Here is a 14,099-nt window from a genome sequence, read left to right as displayed (position 1 = left end):
TTATGCCGCCACCGCAACGACACCCTCGAGACGATCCTCGAGCTCATCGCTGGCGGCATGGAGAGCGGCGAGTGTCGCCGCGTCCGGTTGCCAGTAATTGCGGTCGCTCGCCTCGATCAGCCGGTTGGCGACGCGTGCCGCCGCCCGGGGATTGAGTGTGGCGATCCGTTCGCGCATTTCGGCGTCGAGCACATACGTCTCGCCGATCCGCTGATAGACCCAGGGGTCAACTTCGCCGGTGGTGGCGGACCAGCCCATGGTGGTGGTCACGGTACCCTCGATCTGGCGCACGCCTTCGTAACCGTGGCGCAACAGCGCCTCGGTCCAGACCGGGTTGAGCACGCGGGTACGGGTTTCCAGCGCGACCTGTTCCTGCAACGAACGGACTTTGCCCGATCCTTGCGTCTGGTCGCCGATGTACACCGGTGCGGTCTGGCCGCCCTTGGCACGGGTCACGGCGCGGCTGATGCCGCCCAGCGCATCGACATACTGGTCGATCGTGGTGATCCCCAGTTCGACGCTTTCCAGGTTCTGATAGGCGCAATCGACGGTTTTCAGCGCCGATGCCAGCAGCGCGCTCTGGCGCACGGGCGTGCCCTTTACGCCATAGGCATAGCCCTTTTGCCGTTCAAAGCTGTCGGCCAGTTCGTCGGGATCGGTCCAGCCGCCATTGTCGATCATCAGATTGACATTGGCGCCATAGGCGCCTTCGGCATTGGAAAACACACGCAATGCCGCAATTTCCAGTTCGCAGCCATGTTCGGCCTGGTGTGCCAGGCTGTGGCGGCGGATGAAATTGAGCTCCACCGGTTCATCGGCCTGCGATGCCAGCAGCGCGGCCTCTGCCATCATCCGCGTCTGCAAGGGCAGCAGATCGCGGAACACGCCCGACAACGTGACCACCACGTCAATCCGCGGACGGCCCAGCTCTTCCAGGCTGATCAGTTCGGCGCCGGCGAGCCGGTTATAGCTGTCAAACCGGGGCCGCGCGCCCATCAGCGCCAGCGCCTGGGCGATCTGCGCGCCTTCGCTTTTCAGGTTGTCGGTGCCCCACAGCACCATCGCCACGGTTTCGGGGATATGGCCCGAATCCGCCATGCTGCGATCGATCAGCCGTTGCGCCTGTGCCGCGCCGTCCTTCACCGCATAGGCCGATGGCAGGCGGAACGGGTCAAACCCGTGGATGTTGCGCCCGGTGGGCAGGATTTCGGGTGTGCGCAGCAGATCGCCGCCGCTGACCGGGTGGATATATTGCGCATTGAGCGCGCGCACGATGCCGTCGATTTCGGCATTCGACGACAGCGCGGTGTTCAGCGCGGCCATCTCTTTCAACAGCGGCGTGTCGAGCTTGATCGTGCCATCGACGATACCTTCGATCACGATCGGCGACAGCGCTTCGCCACGCGCATTGGCAGACGCGGCGATCATGTCGATGCGTTCTTCGCGGGTCGCGGCGGCACCGGCGACATGCAGCCCCTGGGGGATCAGTTCGCGTTCGATTTCGTAAAGCTTGGCGGCGAGTGCGGTGATGTCGGTGCCATCCAGATCGAGCGCACTGGCCTGATCCTCGATCACAATGGCCAGATCCGCCAATTCGTCGCTGCCCGGCTCAGCCTGGCGCCAGCGATCGACCGATGCCTTCAGATTGGCGAGGCCCTTGTAAACGCCGGAATTGGTCAGCGCCGGGGTCAGATAGCTGACCAGCGTGGCGCCCGAACGGCGTTTGGCCAGCACGCCTTCGGACGGGTTGTTGGCGGCATAGAGATAGATGTTGGGCAGATCGCCGATCAGGCGGTCGGGCCAGCATTCGGCGCTGAGGCCGGTCTGTTTGCCCGGCATGAATTCCAGGCTGCCATGAGTGCCGAAATGCAGCACCGCATGCGCGCGGAAATCCTCTTTCAGCCAGCGGTAGAACGCTGCGAAGGCATGCGTCGGGGCAAACCGGCCCTCAAACAGCAGGCGCATCGGATCGCCTTCATAGCCCAGCGCCGGCTGGATGCCGATGAACACATTGCCGAATTGTGCGCCCAGGATCTGCACCGAGGTGCCGTCGGCCTGCAATTTGCCAGGCGCCGGGCCCCATGCCGCCTCGATTTCGCGCAGCCAGGTTTCGCGGCTCACGATGGTATCGGCGCTGACACGCGCGTGAACATTGGCCTCTGTGCCGTAACGCGCCGCGTTGCCGCCCAGGATGCGTGTCCGCAAGACATCGACCGAGGCTGGCACTTCGACCGTATAGCCTTCACGATCGAGCCGCTGCAGCGTGGCGAACAGCGATTCGAACACGGCCAGGAATTGCGCCGTGCCCGCCGCGCCGGCGTTGGGCGGAAAGTTGAACAGGACTGCGGCGATGCGTTTGTCAGCATTGGCAGCCTTGCGCAGTTCGACAATTTTCAGCACGCGTGCGGCCAGCATTTCGGCGCGTTCGGCGCAGGATTCCATGGCCCGGACTGCGCCGGTTGCCGGGAAGGTGCAACCGCGCTGGCACCCGGTGCAGGGCGTCGACGAACCGTCGGAACGCCCGCCAAACACCATCGGTACGGTGCCGCCATCCAGTTCGGGGATCGCGATCATGATCGTCGATTCCAGCGGCAGCAGACCCTGGCGGTTGGCGCCCCACGCCTGCAGCGTCTGAAATTCCACCGGATGTGCGGCAATATAAGGCCGGTCCAGCTTGGACAGAATGGCCTCTGCCGCGGCGGTGTCGTTATAGGCCGGGCCGCCGACCAGGCTAAAACCGGTCAGGTTGACCACTGCATCGACGGTGGGCACGCCGTCCTTCATGAACAGCGCCTCAATCGCCGGGCGGCCGTCCAGACCACCGGCAAATGCCGGGATCACGTCCAGCCCGCGTGCCTCCATCGCGGCGATCACGCCATCGTAATGCGCCGCATCCTTGGCCAGCACATAGGACCGCAGCATCAGCAGCCCGACGGTGCCGCGCGCGTCACGGCGGCGCGGCAGTTCGGTCACGGTGTGGGCCATGCGCTGCGCCAGCGCGGGGTGGTACACGCCGACTTCAGGATAGTCGCGCGGCGGCACCGCCTTCATGGTGCCACGCAGATGGCGGCGTTCGCCATCGGCATAACGATCGACCAGCGCGCGGATCATGTCGACCACGTTGTCGTCCGACGCGGCCAGCCAATATTGCATGGTCAGGAAATAGGCGCGCACATCCTGGGCGGTGCCGGGCACGAATTTCAGCAGTTTCGGCAGGCGGCGCAGCATGGCCATCTGGCCTGCGCCCGAACTGGCGCCGGCCTTGTTGGTGCCGCGCAGTTTCTTGATGATGGCCAGCACGCCGCTGGCGGGCTTGTCCATGCGGTAATCGCCCATGCGCGTCAGTTTTACGATATCGCCGGCCGACATCAGCCCGATCATCGCATCGCAATCGTTTTGCCGCGCGGTCAGCTGCGGCAGCACGGCGCGGATGTGGTCTTCGAGAAACAGCATGGTCATCAGGATGATGTCGCCACGCGCGATATCGGCGCGCGCCGCTTCCAGCGCGTGGGGCTGTTCTTCCCAGTCGGCCGCAGCGTGAAAGCCGATCGTGACGCCGGGGTAGCTGCGGGTAAACTGTTCCTGCGCGCGGGCAACCGCACCCGACAGGTGATTGTCGAGCGTGATGATCACGACTCTGACCGGAGTGGAGCGGGCGCTTGAGGCAGATTTAACGGGCATAATGCGCCTTCGCGTCATAGAGCGTGGCGAGCGTTATGGCGGCTATGCCCTGCTCGGTGGCATAGCGCTCGGTGTTCCGTCGTGCTTTCCCACGCACGAAGAAAGGGATTTTCATCAGTTCCTTTTCAGCCTCGGCCGACCAGCCGGCTGGCTCGGCGGCGCTTTCGGCCAAGGTTGCCACTGCGGCGATCGGCTCTGGCTGAAGATCATTGGCGGGCACGTTGTGGGCCGGCGCCGAACCGTGACCCAGATGCGATGCGCCGGCCGAATCGCTGAATTCGAAATCGTCGCGGAACATCGTCAGCAGATGTTCCTCCAGCCCCATCACCAGCGGGTGGACCCAGGTGTCGAACAGCACGTTGGCGCCTTCGAAACCCATTTGTGGCGAATAGCGCGCGGGGAAATCCTGCACATGCACCGGCGCGGAAATCACCGCGCAGGGAATGCGCAGCCGTTTGGCGATGTGGCGTTCCATCTGCGTGCCCAGCACCAGTTCGGGCTGCAGCGCCTGGATCGCGTCTTCAACTTCCAGATAATCGTCGGTGATCAGCGGTTCGATGCCATACAGCTTCGCGGCATCGCGCACATCGCGCGCGAATTCGCGGTTGTAGCAGCCCAGGCCGACCACTTCGAAACCCAGCTCGTCACGCGCCACCCGGGCAGCCGCCACGGCATGCGTGGCGTCACCGAAAATGAACACGCGCTTGCCCGTCAGATAGGTCGAATCGACCGACCGGCTCCACCACGGCAGGTTTGAGGTATTGAGCGCGGCGGTGGCATCGATCCCGGCCAGCGTTGCGACTTCGGTGATGAAATCGCGCGTCGCGGCATGGCCGATCGGCACGGTACGCACGGTTTTCTGCCCAAATGTGCGTTCCAGCCAGCGGCAGGCGGTATCGGCGATTTCGGGATAGAGGCAGATGTTGAAATCGGCATCGCCCAGCCGCGCCAGATCGGCCGGGGTCGCACCCAGCGGCGCGGTGACATTGACGGCAATGCCCAGCGTGGTGAGCAGGCGGGTAATTTCGATCACGTCGTCGCGGTGGCGAAACCCGAGCGCGGTGGGGCCCAGGATATTGACCAGCGGCTGGGTGCGATCGCCCTTGGGAGCGGGGGTGGTACCGGTGCAAAGCTTGCGCACCAGCTGGTAAAACGTTTCGGCTGCGCCCCAGTTTTCCTTGCGCTGATAGCTGGGCAGTTCCAGCGCGACCACCGGGCAGGGCAGGCCCATTGCCTCGATCAGCCCGGCCGGATCATCCTGGATCAGCTCTGCCGTGCACGATGCGCCCACCAGCATCGCCTGCGGGGCAAAGCGGTTATAGGCATCGCGCGCTGCCTTTTGAAACAGTTGCGCAGTGTCGGTGCCCAGGTCGCGCGCCTGGAACGTGGTGTACGTCACCGGCGGGCGTTTGTTGCGCCGTTCGATCATGGTGAACAGCAGGTCGGCATAAGTATCGCCCTGCGGCGCGTGGAGCACGTAATGCACGCCCTCCATCGCCGTGGCGATGCGCATCGCGCCAACATGCGGGGGGCCCTCATATGTCCAGACGGTCAGCTGCATCAGACCCTCAACACATCACGCCGCCGCAGCGGACGGGCAAACAGTTCGGCCAGATCACCCGCCTGGTCGAAACCATGGATGGGCGAAAAAACCAGTTCGATCGCCCACTTGGTGGTCAGCCCTTCGGCTTCCAGCGGGTTGGCCAGACCCAGGCCGCAGACGGTCAGATCGGGCCGCGCGGCGCGCACCCGGTCCAGCTGCAGATCGACATCCTGGCCTTCGCTGATCAGTGTGCCGGCGGGCAGCAGCGCCAGTTCCTGCGCCAGGTGGCGGCGGTGCAGATAGGGTGATCCCACCTCGACCGGCAGCATGCCCAGTTCGTTGGACAGGAACCGTGCCAGCGGCACTTCCAGCTGCGAATCCGGCAAAAAGGTGATGCGCTTGCCTTCCAGCCGGGTGCGGCTGTGGGCGATCGCGCGCTTGGCGCGTTCGCGACCGGGTGCAATCACGCTGCGGAAATGCATTTCGTCGATGCCAAAGGCCTGCGCCGCAGCGTGCAGCCAGCTGGTGGTGCCTTCGGCGCCGAACGGGAACAGTGCATCCAGCCGCGTCGCACCGCGATCTTCGAGCACGCGTGCAGTTTCGCCCAGAAACGGCTGCGCCAGCAGGAACAGCGTGTCGGGCCCGACCGGCGGCATCGCATCGGACCGGCGCGCGGGCAGCGAATGCACGGTGGTGATGCCGATTTCGGCAAACAGGCGCAAAAACTGGTCTTCGACGACATCGGGCAGGGTGCCCACGATCATCAGGCTGGGCCGGCCCGACCGGTCGGCAGGCAATTCCGGGACGAGCGCTGCCAGGCAGGCGTCCTCACCCTCGGTGAACGTGGTTTCGATGCCCGAACCCGAATAGTTGAGGATTTTGGTCGCACCGGCATGCTTGACCGACAGCCGGGCGGCAGCGCGCGACAGGTCCAGCTTGATCACTTCGGACGGGCACGATCCGACCAGAAACAGCAGCTTGATATCGGGGCGCCGCGCCAGCAGCCGGTCGACCACGCGGTCGAGCTCTTCGTTGCAATCCGCCATCCCGGCCAGATCGCGTTCTTCGATGATCGCGGTGCCGAAACGCGGTTCGGCAAACACCATCACGCCCGCCGCAGATTGCAGCAAATGGGCGCAAGTGCGCGATCCGACCACCAGGAAAAACGCGTCCTGAACCTTGCGGTGCAGCCAGATGATCCCGGTCAGGCCGCAAAACACTTCGCGCTGCCCGCGTTCGCGCAATACCGGCGCGGTTGCGCAGCCCGCCAGCGCGGTCGGTGCTGCTGCGGGCGCTGCGGGGGTCATCCTGCCACCGCCATGGCATCGTTCAAATGGGGGGCCGCATTGGCGGCGATTTTGTTCGCGGCCACGTTGGCGTTCGGTACGGCGGCGTTCGGTACGGCGGCGTTCGGTACGGCGGCGTTCGGTGCGGTGGCGATCGGCGCATCCTTTGCGGCCTGCAGCCGGGCCGCCCGCAGTTTCAGCACGAATTGCGTCGCATTGATGGCGTACGTGGCATAGGCCGCCAGCGCCAGCAGCATGCGCCCGCGTTCGGTGCCATAGCTGCCGATCAGCGCCACCAGATAGGCAGTGTGCAGCGCCAGCACGAGCATGCTGAACACGTCTTCCCAGTAGAACGCCGGGACAAACAGCCATTTGCCGAACACGACCTTTTCCCAGATCGAGCCGGTAATCATGATCGTGTAGAGCGTAAAGGTCTTGACGATGATCGACACTGTCGCGGCGGTCGCACCGTGGCCGGTCGCCAGATAGCGCAGCACCAGGCCCATGCTGACAAGGAAGACCAGGAACTGGATCGGCGCCAGGATGCCCTGCACCAGTGTCCAGACTGTCGAGTCGCGGCGCGCGCGTTCTGCGGGCGTGTAAAGCGGCGGCGACAAATCGAGCGATTTGTCAGTTAAGCTGATTGAGAAATTGGGGTTTATCGCCCGCATCGATTCCTGCCCCGTTGACCACATGAGGGAAGATTAGCCCGCCTTCGCAGAGTGTCAACAAGATTTGACGTCCAAAAAAGATTACACATTTGGCCTGCTGCACACGGTTGGCTGTTGCCACATTGTGCCAAGCGGCATACGCTGTGATTCGCAAAAGACCCGAAATGGTCCGGCGCGACAGAACAATAATGACTATAATGTCGATCAGGCTGGGAGAGCCGGAGGTGGCATCGATGCTGCAATACGACGCACACACGGTTTCAGGTGACAACCGCAACGGGGCACGCACGTTCGCCCCCGACCCGGCCAGTCTCGCGGCGTTTCGCGCCCATGTCGATGCCGATTACGCGCGGTCGCTGACCACGCTGATCGAAAGCGAAATCATTCCGCGGCTGATGGTGGCGCATGCGACCGGCATGCCGGCGCCGATTGCGCATGGACCTTATGGCGCAATCGGTGCTGACGAGGTTGAGGCATTTGCCCCGCTGGTCATGCAGGTAGAGGCAGACGCGTTGCTGGCCCATGTCGAAGCAGTACTGGCCCGCGGGGTGTCGTTTGAAACGGTGCTGGTCGATCTGCTGGCGCCGACCGCGCGCCGGCTGGGCGAATTCTGGAACGAAGAGATCTGTGATTTTGTCGATGTGACGATGGGGCTGTGGCGGCTGCAGGAAGTGGTGCACGAAATTTCGGTACGCCTGCCAGCCATGCGGTCGGGCCCCAATGGCGGTCGGCGCGCATTGTTTTCCCCTATGCCAGGCGATCAGCACAGTTTCGGCGCAGTCATGATTGAAGATATTTTTCGGCGCGACGGATGGCAGACCGATCGGATTGGCATGGCGGATACGTCTGAACTGCTGAAACGGGTGGAGCATGACTGGTTCGACATAATCGGATTGACCGTCAGTTGTGACTGCCATATTGGGCCACTGCGTTCGACCATTGCTGCAGTGCGGAGTGTTTCTCGAAACCCCCGGGTCTGTGTGATGGTCGGGGGAAGAATTTTTAGCGAGGATCCTGATCTCGCCATGCGTGTCGGTGCCGATGGCACCGCACGGGATGCCAAATTAGCGCCGAAGGTTGCTGATGAACTTGTCCGCGAACGCGAACGAGCCAACGCACCATTTAGTTGATTTTTCAATGGAGTGCGTCGCTCGTCGATGACCCAGCATGTTGCCCCGTCCCGGAACACGGCCTTTTCGACCCCTGGCGTTTTGCCGGGGTTGTTGCCTGCGGGCGTGGCAGCGTCATTGCTGGCAGCGGTTGGCGACATTACCTTTATCCTGACCGACGACGGCACAATCCTGGATGTTGCGGTGCCGCAGGGCGATCTGGCCAACCACGGATTTTCCGCCTGGGTCGGTGAATCCTGGGTCGATGCCATGACGGTGGAAAGCCGTTCCAAGGCCATCGAAATGCTGCAATCTGCGCGTACCGGCGGGCCCTTGCGCTGGCGCCAGGTGAATCACACGGTGGCCGGCGGCGATGTTCCGGTCCGTTACATGGTCATGGCGCTGGGTGACAGCGAACGCCTGATTGCGGTCGGCCGCGACATGCGCGCGGCTGCTGCGATGCAGCAACGGTTGTTGCAGACGCAACAATCGCTGGAGCGCGATTATATCCGGCTGCGCCAAGCGGAAACACGCTACCGGTTGCTGTTCGATATGGCATCGGAACCGGTGCTGATCATCGATGGTCAGACCCGCCGTATCAGCGAGGCCAATCCTGCGGCCCATCGCCTGCTCGATCTGCGCGAAGGGGCGCTGGTCGGCGCACCCGCCAGCGTGGTCGTGGCTAGCGAACAGCGTGACGATCTGGTCGCCTATCTGGGTGCTGCCGAAGCCGCCGATGACATCGATCCGGTGGTGCTGGAATTGAGCGACCGGCGCGGCGAAGCGCGGTTTTCCGCGCGCCTGTTCCGCCAGTCGCGCACGCCCATGCTGATCGTGCGGATCGAACCGACCGCCACCGATGTTGCGGCGCACCGCTATGACGCCACGTTGAGCGATGTGCTGGAACGGATGCCCGACGCCTTTGTGCTGGTCGATCGCGACCTGAACGTGCTGACCGCGAATGCTGCGTTTGTCGAACTGGCCGAAATGCCATCGACCGACCGCATCGTCGGGATGCGGCTTGGTTCGTGGCTGGGTCGTCCGGGCATTGATCTGGAACTGATCGTCAGCCAGTTGCGCGAACATGGATCGGTGCGCAATGTTGCGACGATTTTGCGCGGCGCCGCCGGCGCCGAGGAAGAGATCGAAATTTCGGGTGTGATCGCCGCCATGGGTGGCAAGGACTGTTACGGCTTTACCATCCGCAATGTCGCCCGCCGCCTGCGCGACACCCCGGTCGAGGCACGCGATGTGCCGCGTTCGGTTGACCAGCTGACCGAACTGGTCGGGCGCATGTCGCTTAAGGAAATCGTGCGCGAAAGCACCGATATGATCGAGCGGCTGTGTATCGAGGCGGCGCTGGAATATACCTCCAACAACCGCGCCTCGGCCGCGGAAATTCTGGGTGTCAGCCGGCAGAGCCTCTATTCCAAACTGCACCGCCACGGGCTGAGCAATCAGGGCGTTGGCGATTCCTGAAATTTGGACAAAGTGCGCACTGTAAATTCGATTTGACGCATCAGGGTGTGTTGATTAGCCTGACACACATGGCTTTTTCGGACACCTCCAGACCAGCGACCCCGTTGCCCAACCCGCGTGACGTGCTGGAATTGCTGAAGCCGGTTACGTGGTTTCCACCGATGTGGGCGTTCATGTGCGGCGTCGTGTCATCGGGGGTGCCGATCGCGCATCGCTGGCCGTTTCTGATCGCCGGAATCCTGCTCACTGGTCCGCTGGTGTGTGGCACCAGCCAGGCGGTCAACGACTGGTTCGACCGCCATGTCGATGCCATCAACCAACCCGAACGTCCGATTCCCTCTGGCCGGATCGCCGGTCGTTGGGGGCTGTGGATTGCGGTGATCGGCACGGTGCTGTCGCTGCTGGTGGCGTGGACCACCGGACCATGGGTGGTGGCCGCGACCAGCCTGGGGCTGATCTGCGCCTGGGGCTACAGCGCGCCACCGTTCCGGTTCAAGGTCAGCGGGATCTGGGGCCCGGCGGTGGTCGCGCTGACGTATGAAGGGCTGACGTGGTTCACCGGCGCCAGCGTGATGGCCGGCGCACTGCCGGCGGTGCATGTGCTGATCATCCTGGCGCTGTACAGCTTTGGCGCGCACGGCATCATGACGCTGAATGATTTCAAGGCGGTGGAGGGCGATCGCGCCACTGGCCTGCGGTCGTTGCCGGTGGTGTTGGGGGTCGGCCCGGCGGCGCGGCTGGCCTGCGTGGTGATGGCCGCGCCGCAAATCATCGTGGTCGCGCTGCTGGTGCATTGGGGTCACCGCATCGCGCCGGGCGTGGTGGCGCTGCTGCTGGTCGGGCAACTGGTGCTGATGCGCCGGCTGCTGAGCGATCCGCGCAAACATACCCCATGGTACAACGCAACCGGCACGACGCTGTATGTGTTTGGCATGCTGGCGTCGGCGTTCGGGCTGGGTGGAGTTTCGGGACTGTGAATTCCGCAGCATTGTCGACAAACCCCCAAATTTCAAAGACTCTGGGCTGGTTCGGGATCGTGCGGCTGGGGCTGGTGCAATCCGCGATCGGGGCGATCGTGATGCTGGTCACGTCTTTGCTCAACCGCGTGATGGTGGTGGAATATGCGCTGCCGGCTGCGCTGCCTGCGGGCCTGGTGGCGTGGCATTATGCCGCGCAGCTGTCGCGCCCGGTGTGGGGACACGGGTCTGATCGCGGCCAGCGCCGCACGCCGTGGATCGTGATGGGCATGGCCCTGCTGGGCACTGGCGCGATGCTGGCGATTGCCGCGCTCGGCCTGCTGGCGATCCATTCGCCCTGGGGCATCGTGCTGGCGATACTGGCGTTTTCGATGATCGGCGGCGGTGTCGGCGCGGCGGGCACATCGCTGCTGGCGCTGCTGGCCACGCGGGTCCGGCCGGAACGGCGCGCGGCGGCGGCGTCGATCACCTGGATCATGATGATATCCGGCATCGTTATCACCGCGGGCATCGCCGGCGCGCTGATCGATCCCTATTCGCTGCCCCGGCTGGCGAAAGTGGCGGGCGGCGTGGCCTCCGCCGCGTTCGTGATCGCCATGCTGGGGGTGTGGGGGATCGAGGGCCACGCGCCCATCGCCCCGGCCACCAGCGAAAAGGCGGCCGCGCCAAAGTTCAGCGCCGCACTGCGCCAGATGATGGCCGATGATGATGCGCGGCGTTTTACCGTGTTCGTGTTCCTGTCGATGTTTGCCTATTCGATGCAGGAACTGATTCTGGAACCGTTTGCCGGGCTGTTGTTCGCGTTTACCCCGGGCCAGTCGACCAAACTGGGTGGTATATTGCATGCCGGGGTGCTGGCCGGGATGATCGTGGTCGGCGTTGGCGGCAGCACGCTGGGCAAACGCACGATCGAAAGCATGCGGTTGTGGATCGTTGGTGGCTGCATCGGTTCCGCGCTGGCGCTGGCCGGGCTGGTGGCGGCGTCGGCCAACGGGCCGGGCTGGCCGTTGACTGCGAATATCGCTGTGCTCGGCCTGGCCAATGGCGTGTTCGCGGTGGCCGCAATCGGCACGATGATGGGGCTGGCGGGGGCCGATGGCGGCAACCGTGAAGGCATTCGCATGGGGGTATGGGGCGCCGCGCAGGCGATTGCCTTTGCCTGCGGCGGGCTGGCCGGCGCGGTCGGGCTGGATCTGGGCCGCGCGCTGATCGGATCGACCCCGCGCACGTTCATGATCGTGTTCGGGCTGCAGGCGCTGCTGTTTCTGGTCGCGGCATCGCTGGCGCTGCGCGGGGTATCGCGGCGCGCGCAATCGGTGCCGTCGATCGCATGAGCCAGACCGCTGCCCAGGCTGGCTATGACTGCGTGGTGGTCGGCGGTGGACCGGCCGGCGCAACCGCCGCTACCGAGCTGGCGCAGGCCGGGCATCGCGTGCTGCTGCTCGACCGCGCGGGGCGGATCAAGCCCTGCGGCGGCGCCATCCCGCCAAAGCTGATTCGGGATTTTGCCATTCCCGACCACCTGATCGTGGGCCGGGTGACCAATGCGCGGATGATCGCGCCATCCGACCATGAGGTCGATATGCCGGTCAACCGCGGCGGCGGAGAGGCCTATGTCGGGATGGTCGACCGCGACAGCTTTGACGAATGGCTGCGCGAACGGGCTGCGTCGGCACGCGCCGACCGCCGCACCGGCCGCTTTGAACGGATCGATCGCGATGACCAGGGCGGTGCGGTGGTGGTCTATACCGCGATCGACACTGGCGCCGAACACCGTGTGCCGGCACGATGCGTGATCGGTGCCGATGGCGCGCGGTCGCGCGTGGCACGCGCGACGCTGCCCGATGCGGCAAAAATGCCATGCGTGTTCGCCTATCACGAGGTGATCCGGTCGCCCGCGCTGTCGCACCCCCGGTTCGATCGTGACCGCTGCGACGTGTTCTTTCAGGAAGCATTGTCCCCCGATTTCTATGCCTGGGTGTTCCCGCATGGCGATACCGCCAGCATCGGGGTCGGCAGTGCCCAAAAGGGCTTTGGCCTGCGCAACGCGGTCAGCCAGCTGCGCGCGCGCGAAGGCCTGGAACAATGCGAAACCATCCGGTCCGAAGGCGCGCCGATCCCGCTGCGGCCGTTGCGCAAATGGGACAATGGCCGCGATGTGCTGGTGACCGGTGACGCGGCCGGGGTGGTCGCGCCGGCATCGGGCGAAGGCATTTTCTATGCAATGCTGGCCGGGCGCGAAGCCGCGCGTGCGGTCGGGGCATTCCTGGTGTCGGGCAATCCACGGGCGCTGGGCCAGGCCCGCCGCCGCTTCATGCGGGCGCATGGCCCGGTATTCTGGATTCTTGGGGTCATGCAATATTTCTGGTATCACAATGACCGCCGCCGCGAACGTTTCGTGACGATGTGTGACGATCGGGACGTGCAGAACATGCTTTGGCCTGCCTATATGAACAAGCAGCTCGTCTATTCCAATCCGCTGGCCTACCTGCGTATTTTTTTCAAGGATATGCGCCACTTGCTGCAAACTGCGGGTGCCGGCAAATGAGTCGCGCCGGGCTGTTTCCGATTCTCATCGCCTCGATCGCGGCAACGCTGGTGGCCGTGGTGGGGGCAACCATCACCGACATCGGGCCCTGGTACCACGCGCTGAACCAGCCGCGCTGGGCACCGCCCGATGCGCTGTATGGCGTGGCCTGGATGGCAATCTATGCCTTTACCGCGATCGCCGGGGTTTACGCCTGGCTGGCCACGCCCAATCGGCGTGAACGCGAATGGCTGATCGGGCTGTTTGCGATCAACGGCTTTCTCAACACGATGTGGAGCGTGCTGTTTTTTCAGCTGCATCGTCCGGATTGGGCCATGATCGAGGCGATCGGACTGTGGCTGTCGGTGGCGGCGCTGATCGTGGCGATCTGGCCGCGGTCAATGACCGGCGCGGTGCTGCTGGTGCCCTATTTGCTGTGGGCCACGTTTGCGGGCTATCTCAACATGACGATTGTTCATCTGAATGGCCCGTTTGGCTGAAAATGGGGTCTGCCGGGGTTTCCGCTACCATGTCCTGGCTGTTTTCCAGCGGCCATGCGATCGATATCGTGCTGCTGGTCATCGGCATCGAGATGGGTTGGCTGGTGCTGCGCGCCGGCTGGACCATGCTGCGGGCAGGCCTGTGCCTGGGGCCGGGCGCGCTGATGCTGCTGGCGCTGCGCGCGGCATTGACCGGGCTGGACTGGCGCTGGATCGCGCTGCTGTTGCTGGCGTCGTTCCCCCTCAACCTGGCCGATCTGGTGCTGCGCACGCGGGACAAACGATAAGGCCCGGCGGTTCGAAACCGCCGGGCCTTATCGTCATAA

The 14,099-nt window shown here is 64.3% G+C and carries 11 protein-coding genes; 7 read left to right on the top strand and 4 right to left on the bottom strand.

All coding sequences use genetic code 11. The annotated features are described in order from the left end of the window. The 4 genes from ABWP89_RS00630 to bchF are packed head-to-tail and all read right to left on the bottom strand — an operon-like array spanning window position 1 to window position 7,181. Window positions 1-3,681 (bottom strand): magnesium chelatase subunit H, encoded by a 3,681-nt coding sequence (locus ABWP89_RS00630; protein ID WP_353226496.1) that lies wholly within the window; start codon window positions 3,679-3,681, stop codon window positions 1-3. After that, on the bottom strand, window positions 3,671-5,242 hold the full coding sequence (gene bchB, locus ABWP89_RS00625; RefSeq protein WP_353226495.1) for a ferredoxin:protochlorophyllide reductase (ATP-dependent) subunit B: 1,572 nt from the start codon (window positions 5,240-5,242) through the stop codon (window positions 3,671-3,673). Before bchB ends, ABWP89_RS00630 begins: the two co-directional genes overlap by 11 nt. After that, window positions 5,242-6,531, bottom strand: a complete 1,290-nt coding sequence (locus tag ABWP89_RS00620) for a ferredoxin:protochlorophyllide reductase (ATP-dependent) subunit N (protein WP_353226494.1) — start codon at window positions 6,529-6,531, stop codon at window positions 5,242-5,244. The genes bchB and ABWP89_RS00620 overlap by 1 nt, the downstream gene beginning before the upstream one ends. Continuing rightward, the gene (bchF, locus tag ABWP89_RS00615) at window positions 6,528-7,181 is read right to left on the bottom strand and encodes a 2-vinyl bacteriochlorophyllide hydratase (protein ID WP_502915198.1); all 654 of its coding nucleotides are present in this window, start codon (window positions 7,179-7,181) and stop codon (window positions 6,528-6,530) included. The genes ABWP89_RS00620 and bchF overlap by 4 nt, the downstream gene beginning before the upstream one ends. A 197-nt stretch (window positions 7,182-7,378) precedes the next feature. On the opposite strand from bchF, the gene ABWP89_RS00610 reads away from it, so the two are divergent. The 7 genes from ABWP89_RS00610 (at window position 7,379) to ABWP89_RS00580 (ending at window position 14,060) form a co-directional block, all read left to right on the top strand. Continuing rightward, the gene (locus tag ABWP89_RS00610) at window positions 7,379-8,311 is read left to right on the top strand and encodes a cobalamin B12-binding domain-containing protein (protein ID WP_353226493.1); all 933 of its coding nucleotides are present in this window, start codon (window positions 7,379-7,381) and stop codon (window positions 8,309-8,311) included. 105 nt (window positions 8,312-8,416) lie between these two features. After that, window positions 8,417-9,769, top strand: coding sequence for a transcriptional regulator PpsR (gene ppsR, locus ABWP89_RS00605; RefSeq protein WP_353226492.1), 1,353 nt, complete (start codon window positions 8,417-8,419; stop codon window positions 9,767-9,769). 68 nt (window positions 9,770-9,837) lie between these two features. Beyond that, window positions 9,838-10,746, top strand: coding sequence for a chlorophyll synthase ChlG (chlG, locus tag ABWP89_RS00600; protein WP_353226491.1), 909 nt, complete (start codon window positions 9,838-9,840; stop codon window positions 10,744-10,746). An 11-nt stretch (window positions 10,747-10,757) separates the two neighbouring features. After that, window positions 10,758-12,080: a BCD family MFS transporter gene (locus tag ABWP89_RS00595; protein ID WP_353226490.1), complete on the top strand. Its 1,323-nt coding sequence runs from the start codon at window positions 10,758-10,760 to the stop codon at window positions 12,078-12,080. Continuing rightward, window positions 12,077-13,294, top strand: coding sequence for a geranylgeranyl diphosphate reductase (locus ABWP89_RS00590; protein ID WP_353226489.1), 1,218 nt, complete (start codon window positions 12,077-12,079; stop codon window positions 13,292-13,294). The genes ABWP89_RS00595 and ABWP89_RS00590 overlap by 4 nt, the downstream gene beginning before the upstream one ends. Further along, a complete protein-coding gene (locus ABWP89_RS00585; protein WP_353226488.1) occupies window positions 13,291-13,773 on the top strand; it encodes a TspO/MBR family protein in 483 nt (160 codons plus the stop codon). Before ABWP89_RS00590 ends, ABWP89_RS00585 begins: the two co-directional genes overlap by 4 nt. Before the next feature lie 29 nt (window positions 13,774-13,802). After that, window positions 13,803-14,060 (top strand): hypothetical protein, encoded by a 258-nt coding sequence (locus tag ABWP89_RS00580; RefSeq protein ID WP_353226487.1) that lies wholly within the window; start codon window positions 13,803-13,805, stop codon window positions 14,058-14,060. The last annotated feature ends 39 nt before the right edge of the window (window positions 14,061-14,099 follow it).

This window comes from Novosphingobium sp. (assembly GCF_040398825.1).
Lineage (GTDB): Bacteria > Pseudomonadota > Alphaproteobacteria > Sphingomonadales > Sphingomonadaceae > Novosphingobium.
Note: the sequence above shows the minus strand (reverse complement) of the source record. Positions and strands in the feature narration are given on the sequence as shown.

Coding starts and splice junctions, on each gene's coding strand:
- chlG (WP_353226491.1), top strand. CDS start 9,838: ATGGCTTTTTCGGACACCTCCAGACCAGCGACCCCGTTGCCCAACCCG.
- ABWP89_RS00590 (WP_353226489.1), top strand. CDS start 12,077: ATGAGCCAGACCGCTGCCCAGGCTGGCTATGACTGCGTGGTGGTCGGC.
- ABWP89_RS00585 (WP_353226488.1), top strand. CDS start 13,291: ATGAGTCGCGCCGGGCTGTTTCCGATTCTCATCGCCTCGATCGCGGCA.
- ABWP89_RS00620 (WP_353226494.1), bottom strand. CDS start 6,531: ATGACCCCCGCAGCGCCCGCAGCAGCACCGACCGCGCTGGCGGGCTGC.
- bchF (WP_502915198.1), bottom strand. CDS start 7,181: ATGCGGGCGATAAACCCCAATTTCTCAATCAGCTTAACTGACAAATCG.
- ABWP89_RS00610 (WP_353226493.1), top strand. CDS start 7,379: ATGTCGATCAGGCTGGGAGAGCCGGAGGTGGCATCGATGCTGCAATAC.
- ABWP89_RS00630 (WP_353226496.1), bottom strand. CDS start 3,681: ATGCCCGTTAAATCTGCCTCAAGCGCCCGCTCCACTCCGGTCAGAGTC.
- bchB (WP_353226495.1), bottom strand. CDS start 5,242: ATGCAGCTGACCGTCTGGACATATGAGGGCCCCCCGCATGTTGGCGCG.
- ABWP89_RS00580 (WP_353226487.1), top strand. CDS start 13,803: ATGTCCTGGCTGTTTTCCAGCGGCCATGCGATCGATATCGTGCTGCTG.